Here is a 21214-nt window from a genome sequence, read left to right as displayed (position 1 = left end):
GAAGGAAGGCTGCTGATGCCAGGTCAACAGCGCCGTGGCGGCGGGTCCGGTGGCAACGAGGGTGGTCGCCGCGACAACCGCCGTGAGGGCGGCCGCGGAAACGCGCCCGTCGAGAAGACCCCGCACCTCGAGCGGGTCGTCGCGATCAACCGCGTCGCCAAGGTCGTGAAGGGTGGTCGTCGCTTCAGCTTCACCGCCCTGGTGATCGTGGGCGACGGCGACGGCACCGTCGGTGTGGGCTACGGAAAGGCCAAGGAGGTGCCCGCGGCGATCGCCAAGGGTGTCGAGGAGGCCAAGAAGCACTTCTTCAAGGTGCCGCGCATCGCGTCCTCGATCCCGCACCCGGTGACGGGTGAGGCGGCGGCCGGTGTGGTGCTGCTCAAGCCGGCCTCCGCCGGTACGGGCGTCATCGCCGGTGGCCCGGTGCGTGCCGTGCTGGAGTGCGCGGGCATCCACGACGTGCTCTCCAAGAGCCTCGGCTCGTCCAACCCGATCAACATCGTGCACGCCACGGTGGCGGCCCTGAAGGGGCTCGAGTCCCCGGAGCAGGTCGCGGCTCGTCGTGGTCTGCCGGTCGAGGACGTCGCGCCGGCCGCCATGCTGGCGTCGCGGGCGGGGGTGGCGTCCTGATGGCACGCCTGAAGGTCACCCAGGTCCGGTCCGAGATCGGGACCAAGAAGAACCAGCGTGACTCGCTGCGTTCGCTCGGTCTCAAGCGGATCAACGACGTGGTGGTCAAGGAGGACCGGCCGGAGATCCGCGGCATGATCTTCACGGTCAACCACCTCGTGAAGGTCGAGGAGGTCGAGTAATGACGATCAAGGTGCACCACCTGCGTCCGGCTCCCGGCGCCAAGACCGACAAGACCCGCGTGGGTCGCGGTGAGGGCTCCAAGGGCAAGACCGCCGGTCGCGGTACCAAGGGTTCCAAGGCCCGGAAGAACATCTCGCCGGCGTTCGAGGGTGGGCAGATGCCCATCCACATGCGCCTGCCGAAGATGAAGGGCTTCAAGAACAAGTTCAAGGTCGTGTTCCAGGTGGTCAACCTGGACCGGCTGGCCGAGCTGTTCCCGAACGGCGGCCAGGTCGGCCCGGTCGAGCTGGTCGAGGCCGGCGCGGTCCGCAAGGGTCACCCGGTCAAGGTGCTCGGCACCGGCGACCTCGGTGGCGTGTCTCTCCAGGTCTCGGCGCACGCGTTCAGCGCGTCGGCCAAGGAGAAGATCACCGCCGCCGGTGGCTCGGTCACCGAGCTGTAAGGCGATGTCCATGGCGCCCGTTCAGTTGTTCGCAACTGGGCGGGCGCCATGGTCTACCGGCCACATGTGCGCCGGGTAACATCGGATTCGGTTTATGTAGCCGGGCACATCTGCCCGGACCGGGGCCGGGCTGTTAGAGTCCGTTCCCAGCCATGGATACCGGACACTCCGTCCGGCACCACCCCGCCCCGCCAGGGACTCGTTCACCGGCGGCCCGCGTCGCGCAGGAGGAAGAAGTTGCTGTCCGCCTTTCTCAGTGCGTTCCGTACGCCTGACCTGCGCAAGAAGCTGCTGTTCACAGTAGGCATCATCGCGGTCTACCGGCTGGGCGCCACGCTGCCCAGCCCGGGCGTCTCGTACGGCAACGTGCAGAAGTGCCTCGACACGATCCAGGGTGGAAGCACCGGTGTGCTCAACCTGCTGGATCTCTTCTCCGGTGGCGCGCTGCTCCAGCTCTCGGTCTTCGCGCTGGGCATCATGCCCTACATCACCGCGTCGATCATCCTGCAGCTGCTGACGGTGGTGATCCCGCGCCTGGAGCAGCTCCGCAAGGAGGGCCAGGCCGGGCAGGCCAAGATCACGCAGTACACCCGCTACCTGACGCTGGGCCTGGGCATCCTCCAGTCCTCGGCGTTCGTGGCGCTGGCCCGCTCCGGGCAGCTGTTCAACAACCAGTGCGACCAGTTCCCGATCGTGCCCCAGGGCACCGGCATCCCGGACTGGCTGACCCTGACCATCCTGGTCATGACCATGACCGCCGGCACCGGCGTGGTGATGTGGCTCGGTGAGCTGATCACCGACCGGGGCGTCGGCAACGGCATGTCCGTGCTGATCTTCACCTCGATCGCGGCCCGGCTCCCCAGCGAGGGCTGGAAGATCAAGACCACAAAGGGCTGGGGGATGTTCCTCCTCGTCATCGCCCTGGTGCTGCTGGTCATCACCGCTGTCACCTTCATCGAGCAGGCGCAGCGCCGCATCCCGGTGCAGTACGCCAAGCGCATGATCGGCCGGCGGATGTACGGCGGGACGTCGACCTACATCCCGCTGAAGGTGAACCAGGCGGGTGTCATCCCGGTCATCTTCGCCTCGTCGCTGCTCTACCTGCCGCAGCTCGCGCTCCAGTTCTTCGATCAGAACGACCCGGGCAAGGTCCAGGCGTGGATCCAGAACCACATCGTGAAGGCGAGCGCGCCGGAGCACATCGCGATCTACTTCCTGCTGATCATCTTCTTCACGTACTTCTACGTGTCGATCACGTTCAACCCGACCGAGGTCGCGGACAACATGAAGAAGTACGGCGGCTTCGTGCCGGGCATCCGCCCCGGCAAGCCGACCGCCGAGTACCTCGACTTCATCCTCAGCCGGATCACCCTGCCGGGCGCGCTCTACCTGGGCATCGTCGCGATCCTGCCGAACTTCTTCTTCATCTGGCTCGACAACCAGCAGTTCCAGAACTTTCCGTTCGGCGGCACCGCTGTGCTCATCATGGTCGGCGTCGGTCTGGAGACCGTGAAGCAGATCGAGAGCCAACTCATGCAGCGGAACTACGAAGGGTTCCTGCGGTAGATGCGACTCGTTCTGGTTGGCCCGCCGGGCGCGGGCAAGGGCACACAGGCGGAGTTCGTCGCCGCGCACCTCTCGGTGCCGAAGATCTCGACCGGTGACATCTTCCGGGCGAACGTCTCCCAGGGCACGCCGCTGGGCGTCGAGGCCAAGCGGTACATGGACGCCGGCAAGCTGGTCCCGGACGAGGTCACCATCAACATGGTGCGGGACCGGCTCGCTGAGCCGGACGCGAGCGAGGGGTTCCTCCTCGACGGCTTCCCGCGGACCACTCCGCAGGCCGCCGCGCTGGACAAGCTCCTCGCCGACCTCGGCACCGCGCTGGACCTGGTGCTGGAGCTCGTCGTCGACGACGACGAGGTGATCCGGCGGCTGTCCGGCCGGCGCACCTGCCGCGGCTGCGGCAAGATCTGGCACGTCGAGTTCGACTCGCCGAGCCGGGAGGGCGTCTGCGACCGCTGCGGCGCCGAGCTGTTCCAGCGCGACGACGACAAGCCGGAGACCATCGCCGCCCGGCTGCGGGAGTACGCCGAGAAGACCGCGCCGCTCGTGGACTACTACGGCGCCCAGGGCAAGCTGGTCGGCATCGACGCGACCGGCCCGGTGGAGGACGTCACCGTCCGCGCCATCGACGCGCTGCGCTCGTACGGCGGCTGAGGTCCCACCCGCCACCCGGCGGATAGAGTGCGAACAGCGGGGTACGTGCGACGTGCCCCGCTGCTCCGCGTACGCGTGACGAAAGGTAACCACCACCATGCGCCGTCCCCAGCTGGACATCCAGCTGAAGACCCCCGAGCAGATCGAGCTGATGCGGGCCGCCGGTCTGGTCGTCGCCCGCGCCCTGCGGCGGATGCGGGAGGCGGTGGCGCCGGGCGTGTCGACGGCCGACCTGGACGCGATCGCCGAGTCGACCATCCGCGAGGCGGGCGCCGTGCCGTCGTTCAAGGGCTACCACGGCTTCCCGGCGTCGATCTGCTCCTCGGTCAACCGGCAGGTGGTGCACGCCATCCCGTCGGCCGAGCAGGTGCTGCGCGAGGGCGACCTGATCTCGATCGACTGCGGCGCGGTGCTGGACGGCTGGCACGGCGACGCGGCGGTCACGGTGCCGGTCGGCGAGGTCGACCCGGCGCTGCTGAGGATGACGGCGGTGGCCGAGGACGCCATGTGGGCCGGGATCGCCGCGGCGGCGCGCGGGGCGGCTTCCGGCAAGGGCCGGCTCACCGACATCTCGCACGCGGTCGAGACGGCGGTCCGCAAGGGCGGCCGGTACGGCATCGTCGACGGCTACGGCGGCCACGGCATCGGCACCGAGATGCACCAGGACCCGCACGTGCTCAACCACGGGCGTCCCGGCAAGGGGCCGCGCCTGGTGCCGGGCCTGGCGCTCGCCATCGAGCCGATGATCACGATGGGCTCGCCGCGTACGGTCGAGCTGTCCGACGGCTGGACCGTGGTGACCCGGGACGGGTCGATGGCGGTGCACGTCGAGCACTCGATGGCGCTGCTGGACGACGGCGTGTGGGTGCTGACCGCCGAGGACGGCGGACGGGCCCGCCTGGGCGACCTGGTGACCAAGCGGCAGACGTCGGTGGACTCACCGGCCTGATCGAGGGCCCCGGCCGCGCCGGATGACCGGCCACGCCGTGCCGGGCTGGCGATCGGGTGACATGCTTGCTCCCATGGAGGAGCGCAACCGCATGCGGGCGGCCGACGCGGACCGTGAGGCCACCGCGGAGCGACTCCGGGCGGCGTTGAACGAGGGCCGGCTCGACCTGCACGAGTACGACGACCGGCTGCGCCGGGCGTACGGGTCGAAGACCTACGGCGAGCTGGACGAGCTGCTGACCGACCTGCCCGGCGCCGGACCGGCCGGACGCCCCCTGCCGGCGCCCCGCGCGCCCGGGGAGGGCGGGGTGGCGGTCCCGGGCCCGGAGGCCGTGAGCGGGGCGCGTAGCGCCTGGCTGCTGGGGGTCTGGGGCCCCTGGCTGAAGGTGGCCCTGATCCTCACCGCGATCTGGTTCGTCTCGCAGCTGGGTGAGGGCGAGTTCGAGTTCGACGACTACTGGCCGCTCTGGGTGCTCGGCCCGTGGGGCGCGGTGGTGCTCTACCAGACCGTCCAGGGGCTGGCGTCCGGCGCGCCGGAGAAGGACGCCGAACGCCGGCGGCGCAAGCGGGTCGAGCGGGAGGCCCGCCGCCAGGCGAAGCGCGAACTGCCGGAGACGTGACCTGCGTCATATCCGAGCCGTCCGGGTGACTGTCGCGCCGGTCGGTTTGGCGAGCACGTGCGGGTCGGCGTACACTTTCAGATCGGCGCACAGCGTCCACTCCGCCATGCCCACCCTGCGCTTCGGTGGGAGTCGGAGCCGCGGCTGGCGCGGGTTTCCTGATCTTGGTCAGTTCACCCGTGTAAGACGTTGTGGGCCGTCCGGAGTAACCGACGTCAGGACAGCGGAGGACATGCCGAAAAAAGACGGAGCCATCGAGATCGAGGGTCGGGTCATCGAGCCCCTGCCGAACGCCATGTTCCGGGTGGAGCTCGCGAACGGCCACAAGGTGCTCGCTCACATCAGCGGCAAGATGCGCCAGCACTACATCCGCATCCTGCCGGAGGACCGGGTCGTCGTCGAACTCTCGCCGTACGACCTGACCCGCGGGCGCATCGTCTACCGCTACAAGTAAGCCTGACGGCGGCCGGGAGACCCGTGTCCGTCTTCGACGTCCGGATCGCGCACCGCCGCGGCTCCGGGCCAGATGGGAAGTAAGGCAACCGTGAAGGTCAAGCCGAGCGTCAAGAGGATCTGCAACAAGTGCCGGGTGATCCGCCGGCACGGCCGGGTCATGGTCATCTGCACCGACCCGCGCCACAAGCAGCGCCAGGGCTGACGCCCCACACATCACCAGCTCGTCTCAGCCGCGGTCGGGTGCGCAGCGCGTACCCCTCGTGGTTGACCCCCGGTCGGAGGCCGGGGCCCGCTCGGGCAGCGACCGATCCCGGTCGCCGGCGTTCTTGACGCCGGAAGGACAGGGACGGCCGGTAGCGGGGTGGGACGGGTCCACACCTCCGCCACAACATCACGAGGAGTACGCCCGCACATGGCACGTCTAGTCGGCGTGGATCTCCCCCGCGAGAAGCGGATGGAGATCGCGCTCACCTACATCTTCGGGGTCGGTCGCACCCGCGCCCTGGAGACGCTCGCCGCGACCGGCATCTCGCCGGACAAGCGCGTTCGGGACCTCACGGACGAGGAGCTCGTCGAGCTCCGGAACCACATCGAGGGCAACTACAAGGTTGAAGGCGACCTGCGCCGCGAGGTCGCCGCTGACATCCGCCGCAAGGTCGAGATCGGCTGCTACGCCGGTATCCGGCACCGCCGCGGTCTGCCCGTGCGTGGCCAGCGCACCAAGACCAACGCGCGGACCCGGAAGGGCCCGAAGCGGACCGTGGCCGGCAAGAAGAAGCCCGGCAAGAAGTAACTAGGAGCGCACAGACTTATGCCACCGAAGGCTCGTGCCGGAGCCGCCGTCAAGAAGGTCCGGCGCAAGGAACGCAAGAACGTCGCCCACGGGCAGGCGCACATCAAGAGCACCTTCAACAACACCATCGTGTCCATCACGGACCCGACCGGTGCGGTCATCTCCTGGGCCTCCTCCGGCCAGGTCGGCTTCAAGGGCTCCCGCAAGTCGACTCCGTTCGCCGCGCAGCTCGCCGCCGAGGCCGCCGCGCGCCGCGCGATGGAGCACGGCATGCGCAAGGTCGACGTGTTCGTCAAGGGCCCCGGCTCCGGCCGGGAGACCGCCATCCGTTCGCTGCAGGCCGTCGGCCTCGAGGTCGGGCAGATCTCCGACGTCACGCCGCAGCCGCACAACGGGTGCCGTCCGCCGAAGCGTCGCCGGGTCTGAGAGGTTAGAGAGAGATGGCTCGTTACACCGGTGCTGACTGCCGCCGTTGCCGGCGGGAGAAGATGAAGCTGTTCCTCAAGGGCAGCAAGTGCGATGGTCCGAAGTGCCCGTTCGAGTCCCGGCCGTTCCCGCCCGGGCAGCACGGCCGCGGCCGCACGAAGGAGACGGAGTACCTGCTCCAGCTCCGTGAGAAGCAGAAGGCCCGTCGTGTCTACGGCGTGCTGGAGAAGCAGTTCCGCGGCTACTACGAAGAGGCCGTGAGCAAGGAAGCCAAGACCGGTGAGGTCCTGCTGCAGATCCTCGAGTCGCGGCTGGACAACGTGGTCTACCGGGCCGGCTACGCCAAGTCCCGGGACATGGCCCGTCAGCTGGTCAAGCACGGCCACTTCACGGTGAACGGCAAGAAGGTCGACATCCCGTCGTACCGCGTCAAGGAGCACGACATCGTCGAGGTGCGTGCCAAGAGCAAGGAGCTCACCCCGTTCCTCGTGGCGCAGGGTGAGGCCGGCTCGCGGACCGTTCCGGCGTGGCTGGAGGCGATCCCGAGCCAGCTGAAGATCCTCGTGCACTCGCTCCCGGCCCGCCAGGTGATCGACACCCAGGTCCAGGAGCAGCTGATCGTCGAGCTCTACTCCAAGTAAGGGCTCGTTGCGGTGGCCCGTCCTCCGGGGCGGGCCACCGGAACAGTTGTGTCGTGGGCGTCAAATAGCGGGCGCCCCGGAAGAGAAGAGAAAAGATGCTCATCAGCCAGCGACCGTCTCTCTCCGAAGAGTCGATCAACGAGACCCGCTCCCGGTTCACCATCGAGCCGCTGGAGCCCGGCTTCGGCTACACGCTGGGCAACTCGCTCCGGCGTACGCTGCTGTCCTCGATCCCGGGCGCGGCGGTCACCTCGATCAAGATCGACGGTGTGCTGCACGAGTTCACCACGATCCCCGGTGTCAAGGAGGACGTGGTCGAGCTCGTCATGAACATCAAGGAGCTGTGCGTCAGCTCCGAGCACGACGAGCCGGTCAGCATGTACCTGCGCAAGCAGGGCCCGGGCGACGTGACCGCCGGTGACATCCAGCCCCCGGCCGGTGTCTCGGTGCACAACCCGGACCTGAAGCTCGCCACCCTCAACGGCAAGGGCCGGCTCGACATGGAGCTGACCGTCGAGCGGGGTCGCGGCTACGTCACGGCGGCGCAGAACAAGCAGGCGGGCGCCGAGATCGGCCGGATCCCGGTCGACTCGATCTACTCGCCGGTGCTCAAGGTGACGTACCGGGTCGAGGCGACCCGTGTCGAGCAGCGTACCGACTTCGACCGGCTCATCATCGACGTCGAGACCAAGCCGTCGATGGGCCCGCGTACCGCGCTGGCCTCGGCCGGCTCGACGCTGGTGGAGCTGTTCGGGCTGGCCCGGGAGCTGGACGAGACCGCCGAGGGCATCGACATCGGGCCGTCCCCGCAGGACGCCCAGCTGGCGGCGGACCTGGCCCTGCCGATCGAGGAGCTGGACCTCACCGTCCGCTCCTACAACTGCCTCAAGCGCGAGGGCATCAACTCCGTTGGTGAGCTCATCGGGCGTACCGAGGCCGACCTCCTCGACATCCGCAACTTCGGTCAGAAGTCGATCGACGAGGTCAAGATGAAGCTCGCCGGGATGGGCCTGGGGCTGAAGGACTCGGCTCCGAACTTCGACCCGGCGCACGTCGTGGACGCCTTCGGCGAGGCGGACTACGACACCGACGACTACCGCGAGACCGAGCAGCTCTAGTCCGCGCTGCCGCCACACCTGAGGAGCACCAAGCATGCCCACGCCCACCAAGGGCCCCCGCCTCGGCGGCAGCCCCGCGCACGAGCGGCTGATGCTGGCCAACCTGGCCACTGCGCTGTTCCAGCACGGCAAGATCCAGACCACCGAGACGAAGGCCCGGCGGCTGCGTCCGCTGGCCGAGCAGCTCATCACCAAGGCCAAGCGCGGCGACCTCGCCTCGCGCCGCCGCGTGCTGGGCGTCGTCAAGGACAAGGACGTGGTCTACGCCCTGTTCGACCAGATCGCGCCCCGGTACGCCAACCGCAACGGTGGCTACACCCGGATCGTGAAGACCGGTCCGCGCAAGGGTGACGCCGCTCCGATGGCGATCATCGAGCTGGTGGAGGAGCTTCAGGTCGCCGAGCCGAAGGCGAACAAGAAGACCGCCGCCCGCAAGGCCGCGCAGCAGGACAAGGTCGAGGCCCTGGCCCCGGCCGAGGAGACCCCGCGCTCCAGCGCCGGTGACCAGGACGCCGAGGCGCCGGTCTCCGCGTCGGGTGACACCGCCGCCGCCCGTGAGGACAGCGACGAGGCCACCGAGAACGACAAGGCCTGAGATCAGGCTCGACCGGGCCCGGCATCCCCTCGGGGGTGCCGGGCCCGTCGCCGTCGACAGGAGGTACGAGGTGGACGAGCGGACCCGGCTGCGGCTGGACGTCTCGTACGACGGCACCGACTTCTCCGGCTGGGCGCCCCAGCCGACCCGGCGCACCGTGGCCGGCGTACTCGTGCAGACGCTGGACCTGGTGCTCGGCGCGGGCACGGTGACCGGCCTGACGGTGGCCGGGCGTACCGACGCCGGGGTGCACGCCACCGGGCAGGTCTGCCACCTCGACCTGCCGACTCCCGTGTGGCGGGAGCACGAGGGGCGGCTGCTGCGCCGGCTGGCCCGGCTCCTGCCGCCTGACGTCCGGGTACGCGCGATGACCGAGGTGCCCGCCGACTTCGACGCCCGGTTCTCGGCCACGTTCCGGCGCTACGAGTACCGGGTCACCGACGCACCGTGGGGCGCCGAGCCGCTGCGCCGCGGGGACACCCTGGCCTGGCCCAAGCCGCTGGACCTGGCGGCCCTCAATGCCTCCGCCGCCGGGCTGGTGGGCGAGCACGACTTCGCCGCGTACTGCCGGCGCAAGGAGAACGCGACCACGCTGCGCGAGGTGACCCGGCTGGACTGGCGGCGCGACCCGGACGGGATCCTGGTCGCCACCGTGCAGGCCGACGCGTTCTGCCAGAACATGGTGCGCAGCCTGGTCGGGGCGATGCTGGTGGCCGGCGACGGTCGGCGGCCGGTCCAGTGGCCGGCCGGCCTGCTGACCCGGCGTGAACGCTCCAGCGAGGTGACAGTGGCGCCGGCGCACGGCCTCGCCCTGGTCGCTGTGGGCTACCCGGCCGACCCGGCCGAGTACGCCCGCCGCGCCGAGGAGACCCGCCGGTTGCGGGTGCCGGTGGCCGAGGGCTGAGCCCGCCTCAGTCCGTGCCCCGCTGTCCGGCGCTGTCCCCGGCCGACTCCGCGTCGGGCTGACCGGCCGTGCCGGCCGCCGCGCGACGGTCCAGCACACCCCGGTTGAGGTGCAGCTCGACCATGTCGTACATGATCTCGCGGGCGGCCGCGTCGTCGCTCGGGATGCGTTCCCCGTCGGCGCGGGTGACCAGGCAGTAGGCGACGTAGTGTCCGCGTACCTGCCAGGCGACCCGGGCCGCGGCCTTCTCCACCGCGTCGGTGTCGTCGCCGGCCGCCATGCCACGGAACCGTCCCTGGCGCGCGTCGAGCAGCGGCCGGATGCGGTCGCGTACGCGCTGGGCGGTGGCCACGTCGGTGAGGTTGAACAGGCCGGCGGTGATCAGGTGGTCGCCGTCGGGGGAGCGGAGCGTGCCCCGCACGACCTGGTTGCAGCCGAGCCGGACCAGCAGGTCGGCGATCTCGCCGGTGGCCGCTACCTGGCACTTCGTGCTGGCCTGGGTCTTCAGCACCCGGTATGCGGGCTTTCCGTCGGTGACCACCAGATCCTTCGTCGGGAAGACCTCCGTGGCGGTGAGCGACGCCTGGTCGGTGTCCCGGGAGTCCAGGTCGGTGGCACCGGACGGGGTGCTCGACTCGGTCGGCTGCGGGGTCGGCTGGCCGGCTGGGGGCGTGGCGGTGCGTTCGTCGAGCAGAGCCGCGACGGCGAGCCCGGTGAGCGAGAGCAGCAGCAGGACGGCGGCACCGCCGACGAGCGTCTGCCAGAGCCGCCCGCCGCCGCGGCGTTCGGCGCGCCGGGTCCGGGGCAGCTCGGAGACGTCGGCGGCGCGGGCGGTGGGGCTGGCCGGGATCGGCACCGTCGGCCGGTTCACCGCCGCCGGTACGGGCGCGGGCATGGGCGGCGCGGGCTGCGGCACCGGGGACGGCTCCCGTGGTGGCGCGGGCCGTCCGGGTGCCGGCGCCGGGGCCGGTGGTGCCGGAACGGGTGCGCGGGTGTCGTCCGCCACCGCCTGCCCGTCGGGGTCGGCCTGTTCGGCCGCGCCGGCCGGCGGCAGCGCCGGTTGCGGGCGCGGCGGCGGGGGCAGCGACGGCGTGGGGAAGCGGGAGCGTGACGGACCCGCGGGCGGAGGCGTGGCTGCGGGCCCGGTGGGGGCCGACCCGGGCTTCGGGTACTCCAGGAAGGCGTCCTCATCGGACTCGTACCGGTACACCATGTGGCATAGAGTAGGGCTGATTGTCCCTTTCAGGGGTAATATCGGGAAATTCTGGTGGAGTGGCGTCCGGCCTGCCCGTGACACCGTCGCCGGAACCGCCCCGGCCCGGTGCGAGAATGCCTGCGTGACCGGCGACCACTACTTCACCGCTGAACCCTCGACCCCGGCCCGCCCGCGCGAGGTCGAGTTCACAGTCGCCGGGCGCGACTACACACTCGGCTCGGCCGGTGGCGTCTTCTCCGCCGACCGGCTCGACCCGGGGACCGCCGTGCTGCTGCGCAAGGCCGACCTGCCGGCCGCCGACGTCACCGGCGCGCTGCTCGACATCGGATGCGGCTTCGGCCCGATCACCTGCGTCCTCGCCACTGTCGCGCCGAAGGCCACCGTCTGGGCGGTGGACGTCAACGAGCGCGCCCGCGCCCTCACTACCGACAACGCGGCAAGGGTCGGCGCCGCCGACCGGGTACGCGCCGTCGCGCCGGACGATCTGCCGGACGACGTCACCTTCACCCAGATCTGGTCCAACCCGCCGATCCACATCGGCAAGGCGGAACTGCACCGCCTGCTGCTGCGCTGGCTGCCCCGGCTCGCCCCGGACGGAGTGGCCTGGCTGGTCGTCGCCCGGCACCTCGGCGGCGACTCGCTGCACCGCTGGCTGGTGGAGCAGGGCTGGTCCGTCGAGCGGCAGGCCAGCCAGAAGGGCTACCGGGTGCTGCGGGTCACCCGGTAATCCGGTGTCGTCCACCGACCCGGCTCGGGCAGGATGCCCGCGTGGGATACGTGGACGTGGCAGGAGTCGGGCACATCCTCCCGGACGGGCGTGAGCTGTTCAGCGACGTGTCGTTCCGGGTCGGTGAGGGCGCGAAGGTGGCGCTCGTCGGCCCGAACGGCGCCGGCAAGACCACGCTGCTGCGGATGGTCGCCGGTGACCTGCCGGTCAAGACCGGCGCGATCGCCCGCTCCGGCGGGCTGGGCGTGATGCGGCAGTTCATCGGCATGATCGGCGACGAGTCCACGCTCGCCGACCTCGCCCTGTCGCTGGCGCCGCCGGCGCTGCGCGACGCCGGGCGGCGGCTCGCCGAGACCGAGGCGGCCATGCGGGCGGCCGAGGTCCGCGGCAAGTACAGCTCCGCCGCCGCGAAGACCCAGCTCGCGTACGCCGAGGCGCTCGCCGCCTGGGGCGAGACCGGCGGGTACGACGCGGAGGTCCTCTTCGACACCGTCGCCACCATCGTGCTGGACCTGCCATGGGACAGCGCCCGGGAACGGCCGGTCCGCACGCTCTCCGGCGGCCAGCAGAAACGCTTCGCGCTGGAACTGCTGCTGCGCGGCCCGGACGAGGTGCTGCTGCTCGACGAGCCGGACAACTTCCTCGACGTACCCGGCAAACGCTGGCTGGAGGGGCGGCTGCGCGAGTCGGCCAAATCCGTGCTGTACGTCTCGCACGACCGGGAACTGCTCGCGCAGACCGCCGACCGCGTCGTCGCGGTGGAGGGCGGCAGCGCCTGGGTGCACCCAGGCGGCTTCGCGAGCTGGCACGACGCCCGGGTGGCCCGGCACGCCCGCCTCGACGAGCTGCGCAAACGCTGGGACGAGGACCACCAGAAGCTGCGCGAGCTGATGCTGATGTACAAGCAGAAGGCCGCGTACAACGACGGGATGGCGTCCCGCTACCAGGCCGCGCAGACCCGGTTGCGCAAGTTCGAGGAGGCCGGGCCGCCGCCCGTACCCCCGAAGGACCAGGACATCCGGATGCGCCTGACCGGCGGGCGGACCGGCAAGCGCGCGGTCATCGCCGAGCAGCTGGAGCTGGACGGCCTGACGTACCCGTTCGACCTGGAACTCTGGTACGGCGACCGGGTCGCGGTGCTGGGCGCGAACGGCACCGGCAAGTCGCACTTCCTGCGCCTGCTGGCCCGCGGCGGCACCGACCCGGAGCCGGGAAACACCCCAGTCGACGGTGCCGGCGCGCTCGCACCGGTCGCCCACGGTGGCGTGGTGCGGCTCGGCGCGCGGGTCCGGCCCGGGCACTTCTCGCAGACCCACGACCGGCCGGAGCTGATGGCCAAGACGCTCGTCGAGGTGCTGTGGCGCGGCGACGACCACCGGGCCGGCATGGACCGGCACGCCGCCATGGCGGCGCTGTCCCGGTACGAGCTCGCCGGCCAGGGCGACCAGCGGTTCGGCACGCTCTCCGGCGGGCAGCAGGCCCGCTTCCTGGTGCTGCTGCTGGAGCTGTCCGGGGCGACGCTGCTGCTGCTCGACGAGCCCACGGACAACCTCGACCTGGCCTCGGCCGAGGCGCTGGAGGCCGGGCTGACCGCGTTCGAGGGGACTGTGGTCGCTGTGACGCACGACAGGTGGTTCACCCGTACCTTCGACCGGTTCGTGCTGTTCCGGGGCGACGGCGACGTGGTGGAGACGCCGGAGCCGGTCTGGGACGTGGGGTGATCGACCGGGAGCTGGCCGATCGGCTGTGCGCGGTGGACGGCGTGGTCGCGGTGGCGCTCGGCGGCAGCCGCGCCCGCGGCGACCACCGGCCCGACTCCGACTGGGACCTGGGCCTCTACTACCGGGGTACGCCGGACCTGGCCGGGCTGCGCGCGGTGGCCGCCTCGATCGCCGACGGGCCGGTGGACCTCACCGCACCGGGCGGCTGGGGGCCGTGGGTCGACGGGGGCGGCTGGCTGCGTGTCGGCGGCGTCGCAGTGGACTGGATCTACCGCGACCTGGACCGGGTGCACCGGGTGTGGGCGGACTGCCGGGCCGGCCGCTACACGGTCGAGGCGCAGGCCGGGCACCCGCTCGGCTTCTACTCGCACGCGTACGCCGGGGAGGTGGCGCTCGGGCGGGTGCTCGGCGACCCGAGCGGCGAGCTGACCGCGCTGCGGGCCGAGACCGTCGACTACCCGCCCGCGCTCGGCGCCGCGCTGGTCGCCGGCGGCTGGGAGACCGGGCTGCTGCTCGACGGCGCGGCCAAGGGCGCGGCCGGGGGCGACGCCGGCTACGTGGCGGGCTGCCTGTTCCGGGTGGTCGGCGTGCTGGTCCACGCGCTGCACGGCCGGGCCGGACGGTGGCTGGTCAACGAGAAGGGCATGATCACGTCCGCCGGACGCCTGCCTGGTGCGCCGCCGGACTTCGCCGAGCGGGCGCAGGAACTGCTGGGCGCGGTGGGGCGTACCCCGTCCGAGCTGGCGGCGACGATCGCCGCCGCCCGGACGCTGGCCACCGAGGTGCTGCCGCTGCCCGGATGACACCCGGGCAGCGGGCATAGGGTGGATCTCGTGAGTGAGATGACCTATCGCCGGCTGGGCGACTCCGGGCTCGTGGTGTCAGTGGTCGGTATCGGCTGCAACAACTTCGGCCGCAAACTCGACAGCGACGGCACCCGGGCGGTGGTGGACGCCGCGCTCGACGCCGGGATCAACTTCTTCGACACCGCCGACATCTACGGCGAGCCGCAGGGCGCCTCCGAGGAACTGCTCGGCCAGGCGCTCAAGGGCCGCCGCGACGACGTGGTGGTGGCCACCAAGTTCGGCATGGACATGCACGGCGCGAACGGGCCGGACCACGGCGCCCGGGGCGCCCGCCGCTACATCGCCCGCGCGGTCGAGGCGTCGCTGCGCCGGCTCGGCACCGACCACATCGACCTGTACCAGATGCACGAGCCCGACCCGGGCACCCCGATCGACGAGACGCTCGCCGCGCTGGACGACCTGGTGACCGCCGGCAAGGTGCGCTACCTGGGCAACTCCAACTTCGCCGGCTGGCAGATCGCCGACGCCGACTGGACCGCGTCGTCGCAGGGGCGTACCCGGTTCATCTCCGCGCAGAACCACTACTCGCTTGTGGAACGCGGGGTGGAGGACGAGGTGATCCCCGCCTGCGAGCGGTTCGGCCTCGGCATGCTGCCGTTCTTCCCGCTCGCCAACGGGCTGCTCACCGGCAAGTACAAGCGCGGTGAGGCGCCCCCGGCTGGTAGCCGACTGGCCGGTGGCGGCCGGTACGCCGAGCGGCTGGCCGCCGCGCGCTGGGACGTCATCGAGGCGATCGAGGCGTACGCGGCCGAGCGCGGCATCACCATGCTCCAGGTAGCCATCGGCGGCCTGGCCGCCCGTCCCGCCGTGACCTCCGTGATCGCCGGCGCGACGACCCCCGAGCAGGTGAAGGCGAACGCCGAAGCCGGGACGTGGCAGCCCAGCGACGAGGACCTCGACGCCTTGGACGCCATCCTCTGACCGTCCCCGCCGGTACCGACGCGCCCGCTCGTGCGTTGGATCCGTCCGCGTGTCGGCGTGCACCCACCGTGGCCGCCCGCGCGCGGAGGCACCCATGGCGTTCCACTCAGAGGCAGCGCTCACGACGGGTGGAACGGCATGGGTGTCAAAAGGGCCTTGAAACACCCATGGCGTTCCACTCGTCGCCAGATTCAGTCGCGAGTGGAACGCCATAGGTGTCTGCGGGCGGGCCTTCTGACGCCCGTGGCGTCTCGGGCGGCCCGGCCCGGCCCGGCCCGGCCCGGACCGGCCAGGCGGCGGGTGGCGGGCCGGGGCTGCGGGCACGGATCAGTGGTTCGTCTCGATGGCGCGACGTTCTGCCAGGGCCTGGCGCACCAGGGCCACTGTGGCGTCGGGGCGGCGTAGCACGTCGTCGCCGGTGAACCGGAGCACGACCCACCCGGCCGCGCGGAGCGCGTTCAGGCGCGCCACGTCCCGCCGGAAGTGCGCCCGCTCCCGGTGGTGGTCGCCGTCGTACTCGACCGCGAGGCGGAGAGCCGGCCAGGCCAGGTCCACCCGAGCCACGAAGCGTCCGCCGGCGCGAACCTCGTGCTGTGCGACGAGCGGGCCGAGGCCGGCGTCGAGCAGGAGCAGCCGCAACCGTGTCTCCATCGGGGACTCGCTCAGCGGCTCGGCCACCGCCAGTACCTCGCGCAGCAGCGGAGCACCCGGCCAACCCGGCCGGTCGGCGGCGTAGGCCCGCAGGACTGGCAGCTTCACGGCCCGGCGACGCAGCAGCGCGTCGACGGCGACCAACGCCTCGACGCGGGTGCCGTGGCGGCCCAGGTCGAACGCGGTACGCAGCGGGGTGGTGACCGGTAGCCCGCCGACGAGGGTGCGATCCTGCTCCGGCAGCGGCGAACGGACCACCCGCAACCGTGGGTGCGGTCGCAGTCGAGCAGCAGGCGGCAGCACCACTGTGACCGGCGCGTCGCGGGTGAGCACGTCCACGCCGTACACCCAGGCGGCGCTGCGTCCGGCAAGCACGGCATCCGGCGGCAGACGCAACGTCACCGCCTCGCACCACATCCGGTGGTCGTCGGCGCGGTATCCGTCCCGGTGCACGTACACGTCCGGCAGTAGGCGGATCCACGCCGGCCCGCGCAGCATCGTCCAGGTGAGCAGCCCTTCGGAGACGACACTGCCGCCTCGGAACGGCACGATCGCCAGGCGGCGCGGAACGCGGGCGGGAACGGCCATCCCGGCAGCGTGTCGTGACGGGACGGTCACCCGCTGCCCCGATCCGGCGGACGGCTGGTTCCTGGGAAAAACCTCACCCGGGCTTCCGTACGGGCGGGAGGCGTCGTACGGTAGGCCGCAAGTGACCCACGGGAGCCCGGTGCGGACCGGGCTGAGAGGGGGGCTGGGAGCCCCCGACCGTCGAACCTGATCCGGGTAATGCCGGCGCAGGGAGGAGCGTTGCCGTGCTGTCCCTGGGACGACTGCATCTCATCACCGACACCCGGCCGGGGCGTGACCCGCTCGCCGTGCTGCGTGCCGCCCTGCCCGTCGCGCGCGCCGACCTCGTCGTGCAGGTGCGCGTGGAGGACGACGCCACCGACCGGGAGGCGTACGAGCTGGCGTGCCGGGTGACCGAGGCGTGCCGGCCGTACGGAGCGCGGTGCCTGGTCAACGACCGGCTGCACGTGGCGCTCGCGGTGGACGCCGCCGGGGGCCATGTCGGCGCGGACGACCTGCCGGTCGCAGCCGCCCGCCGGGTACTCGGCCCGGACGCGGTGCTCGGCGCGACCGCCCGGGAGCCGGTAGGCGCCCGTGCGGCGGTGGACGCGGGCGCGAGCTACCTGGGCGTGGGCCCGTGCCACGCCACCACCACCAAGTCCGGCCTGCCGGACCCGATCGGCCCCGACGGGGTACGCGCGGTCGCCGAGGCGGTGAGCGTGCCGGTGATCGCGATCGGCGGGGTGACCGCCGCGAGCGTGCCGGCGTTGCGGGCGGCCGGGGCGTACGGGGTGGCGGTGGTCGGCGCGCTCAGCCTGGCCGCCGATCCAGCGCACGCCACCGCCGAGCTGATTCGGGCCCTGACGTGTTAAAAGGGGGCTCTTCCTCTACCGGAGGCGTTAATAAGGGGCCCTTCCTTACCGACGTGGCGGTGGTGGGCGCCGGGCCGGTGGGACTGGCGATCGCGTGGCGGTGCGCGCAGCGCGGACTGCGCGTGGTCGTGCACGACGACCGGCCCGGGTCGGGTGCGTCGTCGGTGGCCGCCGGGATGCTGTCGCCGGTCGCCGAGGCGTACTTCGGTGAGCACGAACTGACCGCGCTCCTCGTCGAGTCCGCCGCGCGTTGGCCCGGTTTCGCCGCCGAGCTGGCCGGGGCGAGCGGCGTCGACCTCGGCTACCGCACCGAGGGCACGCTCGTCGTCGGGCTCACCGCCGACGACCTGGCCGAGGCGGGGCGGCTGTGGTCGTACCAACGGGGTTTGAGACTGCCGATCACGCCGCTGCGCCCCTCGGAGCTGCGCGACCGCGAGCCGGCGCTGGCGCCGCGCGTGCGCGGCGGCGCTGTCGCGCCCGGCGACCACCAGGTCGACCCGCGGCGGCTGGTCGTCGCGCTGCGCACGGCCGCCGAGCGCGCCGGGGTGGAGCTGCGTCCGGCCCGCGTCGGCGCGTTGTCCGAGGTGGACGCAAGGATCACCGTGGTCGCGGCCGGATGCGGCGCGGCGGCGCTGACCGGCCTGCCGGTCCGGCCGGTCAAGGGCCAGGTGTTGCGGCTGCGCGCGCCGGGTGGCGGTCCGCCGGGCTTCCGGCACGTGATCCGGGGGTACGCGGACAGCGAGTCGGTCTACCTGGTGCCCCGGGACAGCGGAGAGGTCGTGGTCGGGGCGACGGTCGAGGAGCGCGCGGACACCGCTGTCACCGCCGGTGGCGTGCTGACACTGCTGCGCGCCGCCGTGGAGCTGGTGCCGGAACTCGTCGAGTACGAGCTGGTGGAGGCCGTCGCGGGGCTGCGCCCCGGTACGCCCGACAACGCGCCGATCATCGGGCCGCTGCCCGGGCGGCCGGGCGTGCTCGCCGCGACCGGGCACCACAGGCACGGCATCGTGCTCACCCCGGTCACCGCCGACCTGGTCACCGAACTGATCGTCACCGGCGAGCCGGATCCCGCGCTCGTCCCCTTCACCCCGGACCGCTTCGGGAAGGAGCGCACGTGGAACTGATCGTCAACGGCACCGGCCGGACGCTGCCCGAGGGCGTCACCGTCGCCGAGGTGGTCCGCACCGTCACCGACCGGGAGCGCGGGCTCGCGGTGGCGGTGAACGGCGAGGTGGTGCCGCGCGGAGGCTGGACGGCGAGCGTGCTGCGCGACGGCGACCGGGTCGAGGTGCTCAGCGCCACCCAGGGCGGGTGAGCAGGATGTCCACGCTTGAGATCGGTGGGGTCACGTTCGGCTCCCGGCTCATCCTCGGCACCGGCGGCGCGGCCAACCTGCACGTGCTGGAGCAGGCCATCCGCGCCTCCGGCACCGAGCTGGTGACGTTGGCGCTGCGCCGGGTGGACACCACGCCCGGCGGGTCGGGCGGCCTGCTCGACCTGGTGGAGCGGTGCGGCGTACGGCTGCTGCCGAACACGGCCGGCTGCCGTACCGCAGTGGAGGCGGTGAAGACGGCGCACCTGGCCCGGGAGGCGTTCGACACCGACTGGGTGAAGCTGGAGGTGATCGGCGACGAGCGCACGCTCCTGCCCGACGGGGTGGAGCTGCTGCGCGCCGCCGAGGAACTGGTGGCCGACGGGTTCACAGTGCTGCCGTACACCTCGGACGATCCGGTGCTGGCCCGGCGGCTGGCCGACGTGGGCTGCGCGGCGGTGATGCCGGCCGGGTCGCCGATCGGTTCCGGGCTGGGCATCGGCAACCCGCACCACATCCGGCTGATCCGGGCGGCCGTGGACGTGCCGGTGGTGCTCGACGCGGGCATCGGTACCGCCTCCGACGCGGCACTCGCGATGGAGCTGGGCTGCGACGCGGTGCTGCTGGCGAGCGCCGTGACCCGGGCCGCCGACCCGGTGGCGATGGCCACGGCCATGCGGTACGCGGTCGAGGCCGGCCGCCTGGCGTACGGCGCGGGCCGCATCACCCGCCGCTTCCACGCCTTGCCGTCCACCTCGGACGAGGGACGGCCGGACCTGTGACCGCCGTACGCGCTGCGGATCCTGGTACGGAGGCGCCCGTGGAGGGACGGCCGCGTAACAAGATCTACGCCGGTCCGACCGGGGTCGTCGTGCTCACCGATCGACGGGTCGCTCGGGGACCGCTCGTCGACGTGGTCGCTGGTGCCGTCGGCGGGGGAGTGCGGTGGGTGGTGCTGCGGGAGAAGGACCTGCCCCGCGCCGAACGCCTCGCGCTCGCCGTCGACCTGCGCGCGATCCTCGCCGAGGCAGGCGGCACGCTCGTCGTCGCTGGACCGGACCCGCTCGACGGGGACGCGGTGCACCTGCCCGCGGCCGGCCCGTACCCGCCGCCCGCCGTCGGACTCGTCGGCCGCTCCTGCCACGACACCGCCGAGCTGGCCCGGCTCACCACCGAGCACTACGCGACGCTGTCCCCGGTCTACGCGACACAGACAAAGCCCGGCTACGGCCCGGCGTTGCGACCGGACGGATTGAGCGAGCTGGTGAAAGCCAGCCCGGTCCCGGTGCTCGCCCTCGGCGGCATCGAAACGGCAGCTCAGGTAGCGGCCTGCGTTGAAGCGGGCGCAACAGGAGTAGCAGTCCTGGGAGCCGTCATGCGCGCCAACGACTCCACCGAAACCGCCACCACGCTTGGCAGAGCCTTCCAGGAGGCGGCCACCCGTGTGGCGCGCACCCACCCCGCGCGATCCGACGAAGGCCCACACGAGAAGGGCTGCGGCCGACCGTGACCACGGAGGGATCAAGCCTGACCGCCCGGAGTGGGCACGGTCGGCCGCAGCCCTGAACCGCAACCACCGGAGAAGACAAGTGACGCCGAAAACAGTTCTGAGCATCGCCGGCTCCGACTCCGGAGCGGGAGCGGGCATCCAGGCCGACCTCAAGACGTTCGCCGCGCTCGGGGCGTACGGCACGACAGTTCTCACCGCAGTCACCGCGCAGAGCACCAGGGGCGTGGACGCCGTCCTGCCGCTGCCCCCGCAGACAGTGCGCGACCAGATGGACAGCGTCCTCGGCGACTTCGACGTGCGCGCTGTGAAGACCGGGATGCTCGGCACCCCGGCCGTCGCCGACGCGGTGGCCGAGGCGGCCCGGGCCGGGCGGCTGCCGCACCTGGTCGTCGACCCGGTGCTGGTCGCCACGAGCGGGCACCGGCTCGGCGTGGTGGAGGCGGTCGAGCGGCTGCTGCCGTACGCGGAGGTCGCGACGCCGAACTGCGCGGAGGCCGCGGCCCTCACCGGAGGCCCGGTGGGCACCGTCGAGGAGATGGTCGCGGCGGCCGAGGCGCTGGCGGCGCGTGGACCGGCGTTCGTGGTGGTGACCGGCGGCGACGTGGACGCCGACGGCGAGTCGGTGGACGTGCTCGCCGGCGGCGGGACGACCCGCCTGCTGCGCGCGCCCCGGGTGGACACCCGGCACAACCACGGCACCGGCTGTTCGTTCTCGGCCGCCGTCGCGGTCCGGCTCGCCGCGGGCGACGCGGTGCCGGTCGCGGTGGCGGCCGCCAAGGAGTACGTCACCCGCGCGCTGACCGGCGCGCGGACCTGGGAGCTGGGCGCGGGACGCGGCCCGCTGGACCACTTCGGCTGGTCCGCATGAGCGACAG

At 72.1% G+C, this 21214-nt stretch carries 27 protein-coding genes and 1 riboswitch; of the genes, 25 read left to right on the top strand and 2 right to left on the bottom strand.

Annotated elements, in window-relative coordinates:
- Positions 1 to 15 precede the first annotated feature (15 nt).
- From rpsE to truA, 15 genes are all read left to right on the top strand, one after another.
- The gene (gene rpsE, locus OC439_RS09440) at positions 16 to 630 is read left to right on the top strand and encodes a 30S ribosomal protein S5 (protein ID WP_135242070.1); all 615 of its coding nucleotides are present in this window, start codon (positions 16 to 18) and stop codon (positions 628 to 630) included.
- Positions 630 to 812 carry a 50S ribosomal protein L30 gene (gene rpmD / locus OC439_RS09435; protein WP_013473693.1) on the top strand — a complete coding sequence of 61 codons (183 nt, stop codon included), beginning with the start codon at positions 630 to 632 and terminating at the stop codon, positions 810 to 812. The genes rpsE and rpmD overlap by 1 nt, the downstream gene beginning before the upstream one ends.
- Positions 812 to 1255 (top strand): 50S ribosomal protein L15, encoded by a 444-nt coding sequence (gene rplO / locus OC439_RS09430; RefSeq protein WP_018784561.1) that lies wholly within the window; start codon positions 812 to 814, stop codon positions 1253 to 1255. Before rpmD ends, rplO begins: the two co-directional genes overlap by 1 nt.
- Before the next feature lie 237 nt (positions 1256 to 1492).
- The gene (gene secY / locus OC439_RS09425) at positions 1493 to 2821 is read left to right on the top strand and encodes a preprotein translocase subunit SecY (RefSeq protein ID WP_194801423.1); all 1329 of its coding nucleotides are present in this window, start codon (positions 1493 to 1495) and stop codon (positions 2819 to 2821) included.
- Positions 2822 to 3475, top strand: coding sequence for an adenylate kinase (locus OC439_RS09420; protein WP_013288618.1), 654 nt, complete (start codon positions 2822 to 2824; stop codon positions 3473 to 3475). It begins immediately after the preceding gene.
- 97 nt (positions 3476 to 3572) lie between these two features.
- Positions 3573 to 4424: a type I methionyl aminopeptidase gene (gene map, locus OC439_RS09415; RefSeq protein ID WP_013288617.1), complete on the top strand. Its 852-nt coding sequence runs from the start codon at positions 3573 to 3575 to the stop codon at positions 4422 to 4424.
- Positions 4425 to 4515: 91 nt separating this feature from the next.
- Positions 4516 to 5043 (top strand): DUF1707 domain-containing protein, encoded by a 528-nt coding sequence (locus OC439_RS09410; protein ID WP_262013267.1) that lies wholly within the window; start codon positions 4516 to 4518, stop codon positions 5041 to 5043.
- Between the two features lie 232 nt (positions 5044 to 5275).
- Complete coding sequence (infA, locus tag OC439_RS09405) at positions 5276 to 5497, top strand: translation initiation factor IF-1 (protein ID WP_007073013.1); 222 nt, start codon at positions 5276 to 5278, stop codon at positions 5495 to 5497.
- Positions 5498 to 5587: 90 nt separating this feature from the next.
- Positions 5588 to 5701, top strand: coding sequence for a 50S ribosomal protein L36 (rpmJ, locus tag OC439_RS09400; protein WP_012184307.1), 114 nt, complete (start codon positions 5588 to 5590; stop codon positions 5699 to 5701).
- 210 nt (positions 5702 to 5911) lie between these two features.
- Entirely contained in the window at positions 5912 to 6292 is a 381-nt protein-coding gene (gene rpsM / locus OC439_RS09395; RefSeq protein ID WP_013288614.1) for a 30S ribosomal protein S13, read from the top strand.
- An 18-nt stretch (positions 6293 to 6310) separates the two neighbouring features.
- A complete protein-coding gene (gene rpsK, locus OC439_RS09390; protein ID WP_013288613.1) occupies positions 6311 to 6718 on the top strand; it encodes a 30S ribosomal protein S11 in 408 nt (135 codons plus the stop codon).
- 14 nt (positions 6719 to 6732) lie between these two features.
- Positions 6733 to 7359, top strand: coding sequence for a 30S ribosomal protein S4 (rpsD, locus tag OC439_RS09385; protein WP_018784565.1), 627 nt, complete (start codon positions 6733 to 6735; stop codon positions 7357 to 7359).
- A 95-nt stretch (positions 7360 to 7454) separates the two neighbouring features.
- Positions 7455 to 8477, top strand: a complete 1023-nt coding sequence (locus tag OC439_RS09380; RefSeq protein ID WP_007073009.1) for a DNA-directed RNA polymerase subunit alpha — start codon at positions 7455 to 7457, stop codon at positions 8475 to 8477.
- A 34-nt stretch (positions 8478 to 8511) separates the two neighbouring features.
- Positions 8512 to 9072, top strand: coding sequence for a 50S ribosomal protein L17 (gene rplQ, locus OC439_RS09375; RefSeq protein ID WP_013288611.1), 561 nt, complete (start codon positions 8512 to 8514; stop codon positions 9070 to 9072).
- 70 nt (positions 9073 to 9142) lie between these two features.
- Positions 9143 to 9976, top strand: coding sequence for a tRNA pseudouridine(38-40) synthase TruA (gene truA, locus OC439_RS09370; RefSeq protein WP_262013090.1), 834 nt, complete (start codon positions 9143 to 9145; stop codon positions 9974 to 9976).
- A gap of 7 nt (positions 9977 to 9983) precedes the next feature.
- Here truA and OC439_RS09365 read toward each other — a convergent pair whose 3' ends face one another.
- The gene (locus tag OC439_RS09365; protein WP_262013089.1) at positions 9984 to 11189 is read right to left on the bottom strand and encodes a hypothetical protein; all 1206 of its coding nucleotides are present in this window, start codon (positions 11187 to 11189) and stop codon (positions 9984 to 9986) included.
- Between the two features lie 124 nt (positions 11190 to 11313).
- Here OC439_RS09365 and OC439_RS09360 point away from each other — a divergent pair, with 124 nt between their 5' ends.
- From OC439_RS09360 to OC439_RS09345, 4 genes are read left to right on the top strand one after another with little or no spacing between them, the layout of a single operon-like run.
- Positions 11314 to 11919, top strand: a complete 606-nt coding sequence (locus tag OC439_RS09360) for a class I SAM-dependent methyltransferase (RefSeq protein WP_262013088.1) — start codon at positions 11314 to 11316, stop codon at positions 11917 to 11919.
- A gap of 41 nt (positions 11920 to 11960) precedes the next feature.
- Positions 11961 to 13640: an ABC-F family ATP-binding cassette domain-containing protein gene (locus tag OC439_RS09355; protein ID WP_262013087.1), complete on the top strand. Its 1680-nt coding sequence runs from the start codon at positions 11961 to 11963 to the stop codon at positions 13638 to 13640.
- A complete protein-coding gene (locus OC439_RS09350) occupies positions 13637 to 14443 on the top strand; it encodes a nucleotidyltransferase family protein (RefSeq protein WP_262013086.1) in 807 nt (268 codons plus the stop codon). Before OC439_RS09355 ends, OC439_RS09350 begins: the two co-directional genes overlap by 4 nt.
- Before the next feature lie 21 nt (positions 14444 to 14464).
- Positions 14465 to 15427, top strand: coding sequence for an aldo/keto reductase (locus tag OC439_RS09345; protein ID WP_262013085.1), 963 nt, complete (start codon positions 14465 to 14467; stop codon positions 15425 to 15427).
- 327 nt (positions 15428 to 15754) lie between these two features.
- Here the strand turns inward: OC439_RS09345 and OC439_RS09340 are convergent, their stop codons facing one another.
- Positions 15755 to 16666 (bottom strand): DUF559 domain-containing protein, encoded by a 912-nt coding sequence (locus OC439_RS09340; RefSeq protein WP_262013084.1) that lies wholly within the window; start codon positions 16664 to 16666, stop codon positions 15755 to 15757.
- Between the two features lie 118 nt (positions 16667 to 16784).
- Positions 16785 to 16896, top strand: a riboswitch (TPP riboswitch).
- Here OC439_RS09340 and thiE point away from each other — a divergent pair.
- The 6 genes from thiE to thiD all read left to right on the top strand — a co-directional run bounded on the left by thiE (position 16891) and on the right by thiD (position 21207).
- On the top strand, positions 16891 to 17517 hold the full coding sequence (gene thiE, locus OC439_RS09335; protein WP_262013083.1) for a thiamine phosphate synthase: 627 nt from the start codon (positions 16891 to 16893) through the stop codon (positions 17515 to 17517). (Overlaps the previous riboswitch by 6 nt.)
- A complete protein-coding gene (thiO, locus tag OC439_RS09330) occupies positions 17511 to 18641 on the top strand; it encodes a glycine oxidase ThiO (protein WP_262013082.1) in 1131 nt (376 codons plus the stop codon). The genes thiE and thiO overlap by 7 nt, the downstream gene beginning before the upstream one ends.
- Positions 18632 to 18832 carry a sulfur carrier protein ThiS gene (thiS, locus tag OC439_RS09325; protein WP_262013081.1) on the top strand — a complete coding sequence of 67 codons (201 nt, stop codon included), beginning with the start codon at positions 18632 to 18634 and terminating at the stop codon, positions 18830 to 18832. The genes thiO and thiS overlap by 10 nt, the downstream gene beginning before the upstream one ends.
- Before the next feature lie 5 nt (positions 18833 to 18837).
- A complete protein-coding gene (locus tag OC439_RS09320) occupies positions 18838 to 19611 on the top strand; it encodes a thiazole synthase (RefSeq protein WP_262013080.1) in 774 nt (257 codons plus the stop codon).
- Between the two features lie 38 nt (positions 19612 to 19649).
- Positions 19650 to 20339, top strand: a complete 690-nt coding sequence (locus OC439_RS09315) for a thiamine phosphate synthase (RefSeq protein WP_315985919.1) — start codon at positions 19650 to 19652, stop codon at positions 20337 to 20339.
- 79 nt (positions 20340 to 20418) lie between these two features.
- Positions 20419 to 21207 (top strand): bifunctional hydroxymethylpyrimidine kinase/phosphomethylpyrimidine kinase, encoded by a 789-nt coding sequence (thiD, locus tag OC439_RS09310; RefSeq protein ID WP_013288598.1) that lies wholly within the window; start codon positions 20419 to 20421, stop codon positions 21205 to 21207.
- Positions 21208 to 21214: the final 7 nt, after the last annotated feature.

Origin of the sequence: Micromonospora sp. Mcm103 (genome assembly GCF_024519755.1) — a bacterium.
In the GTDB taxonomy this organism is placed as follows: domain Bacteria; phylum Actinomycetota; class Actinomycetes; order Mycobacteriales; family Micromonosporaceae; genus Micromonospora; species Micromonospora aurantiaca.
Note: the sequence above shows the minus strand (reverse complement) of the source record. Positions and strands in the feature narration are given on the sequence as shown.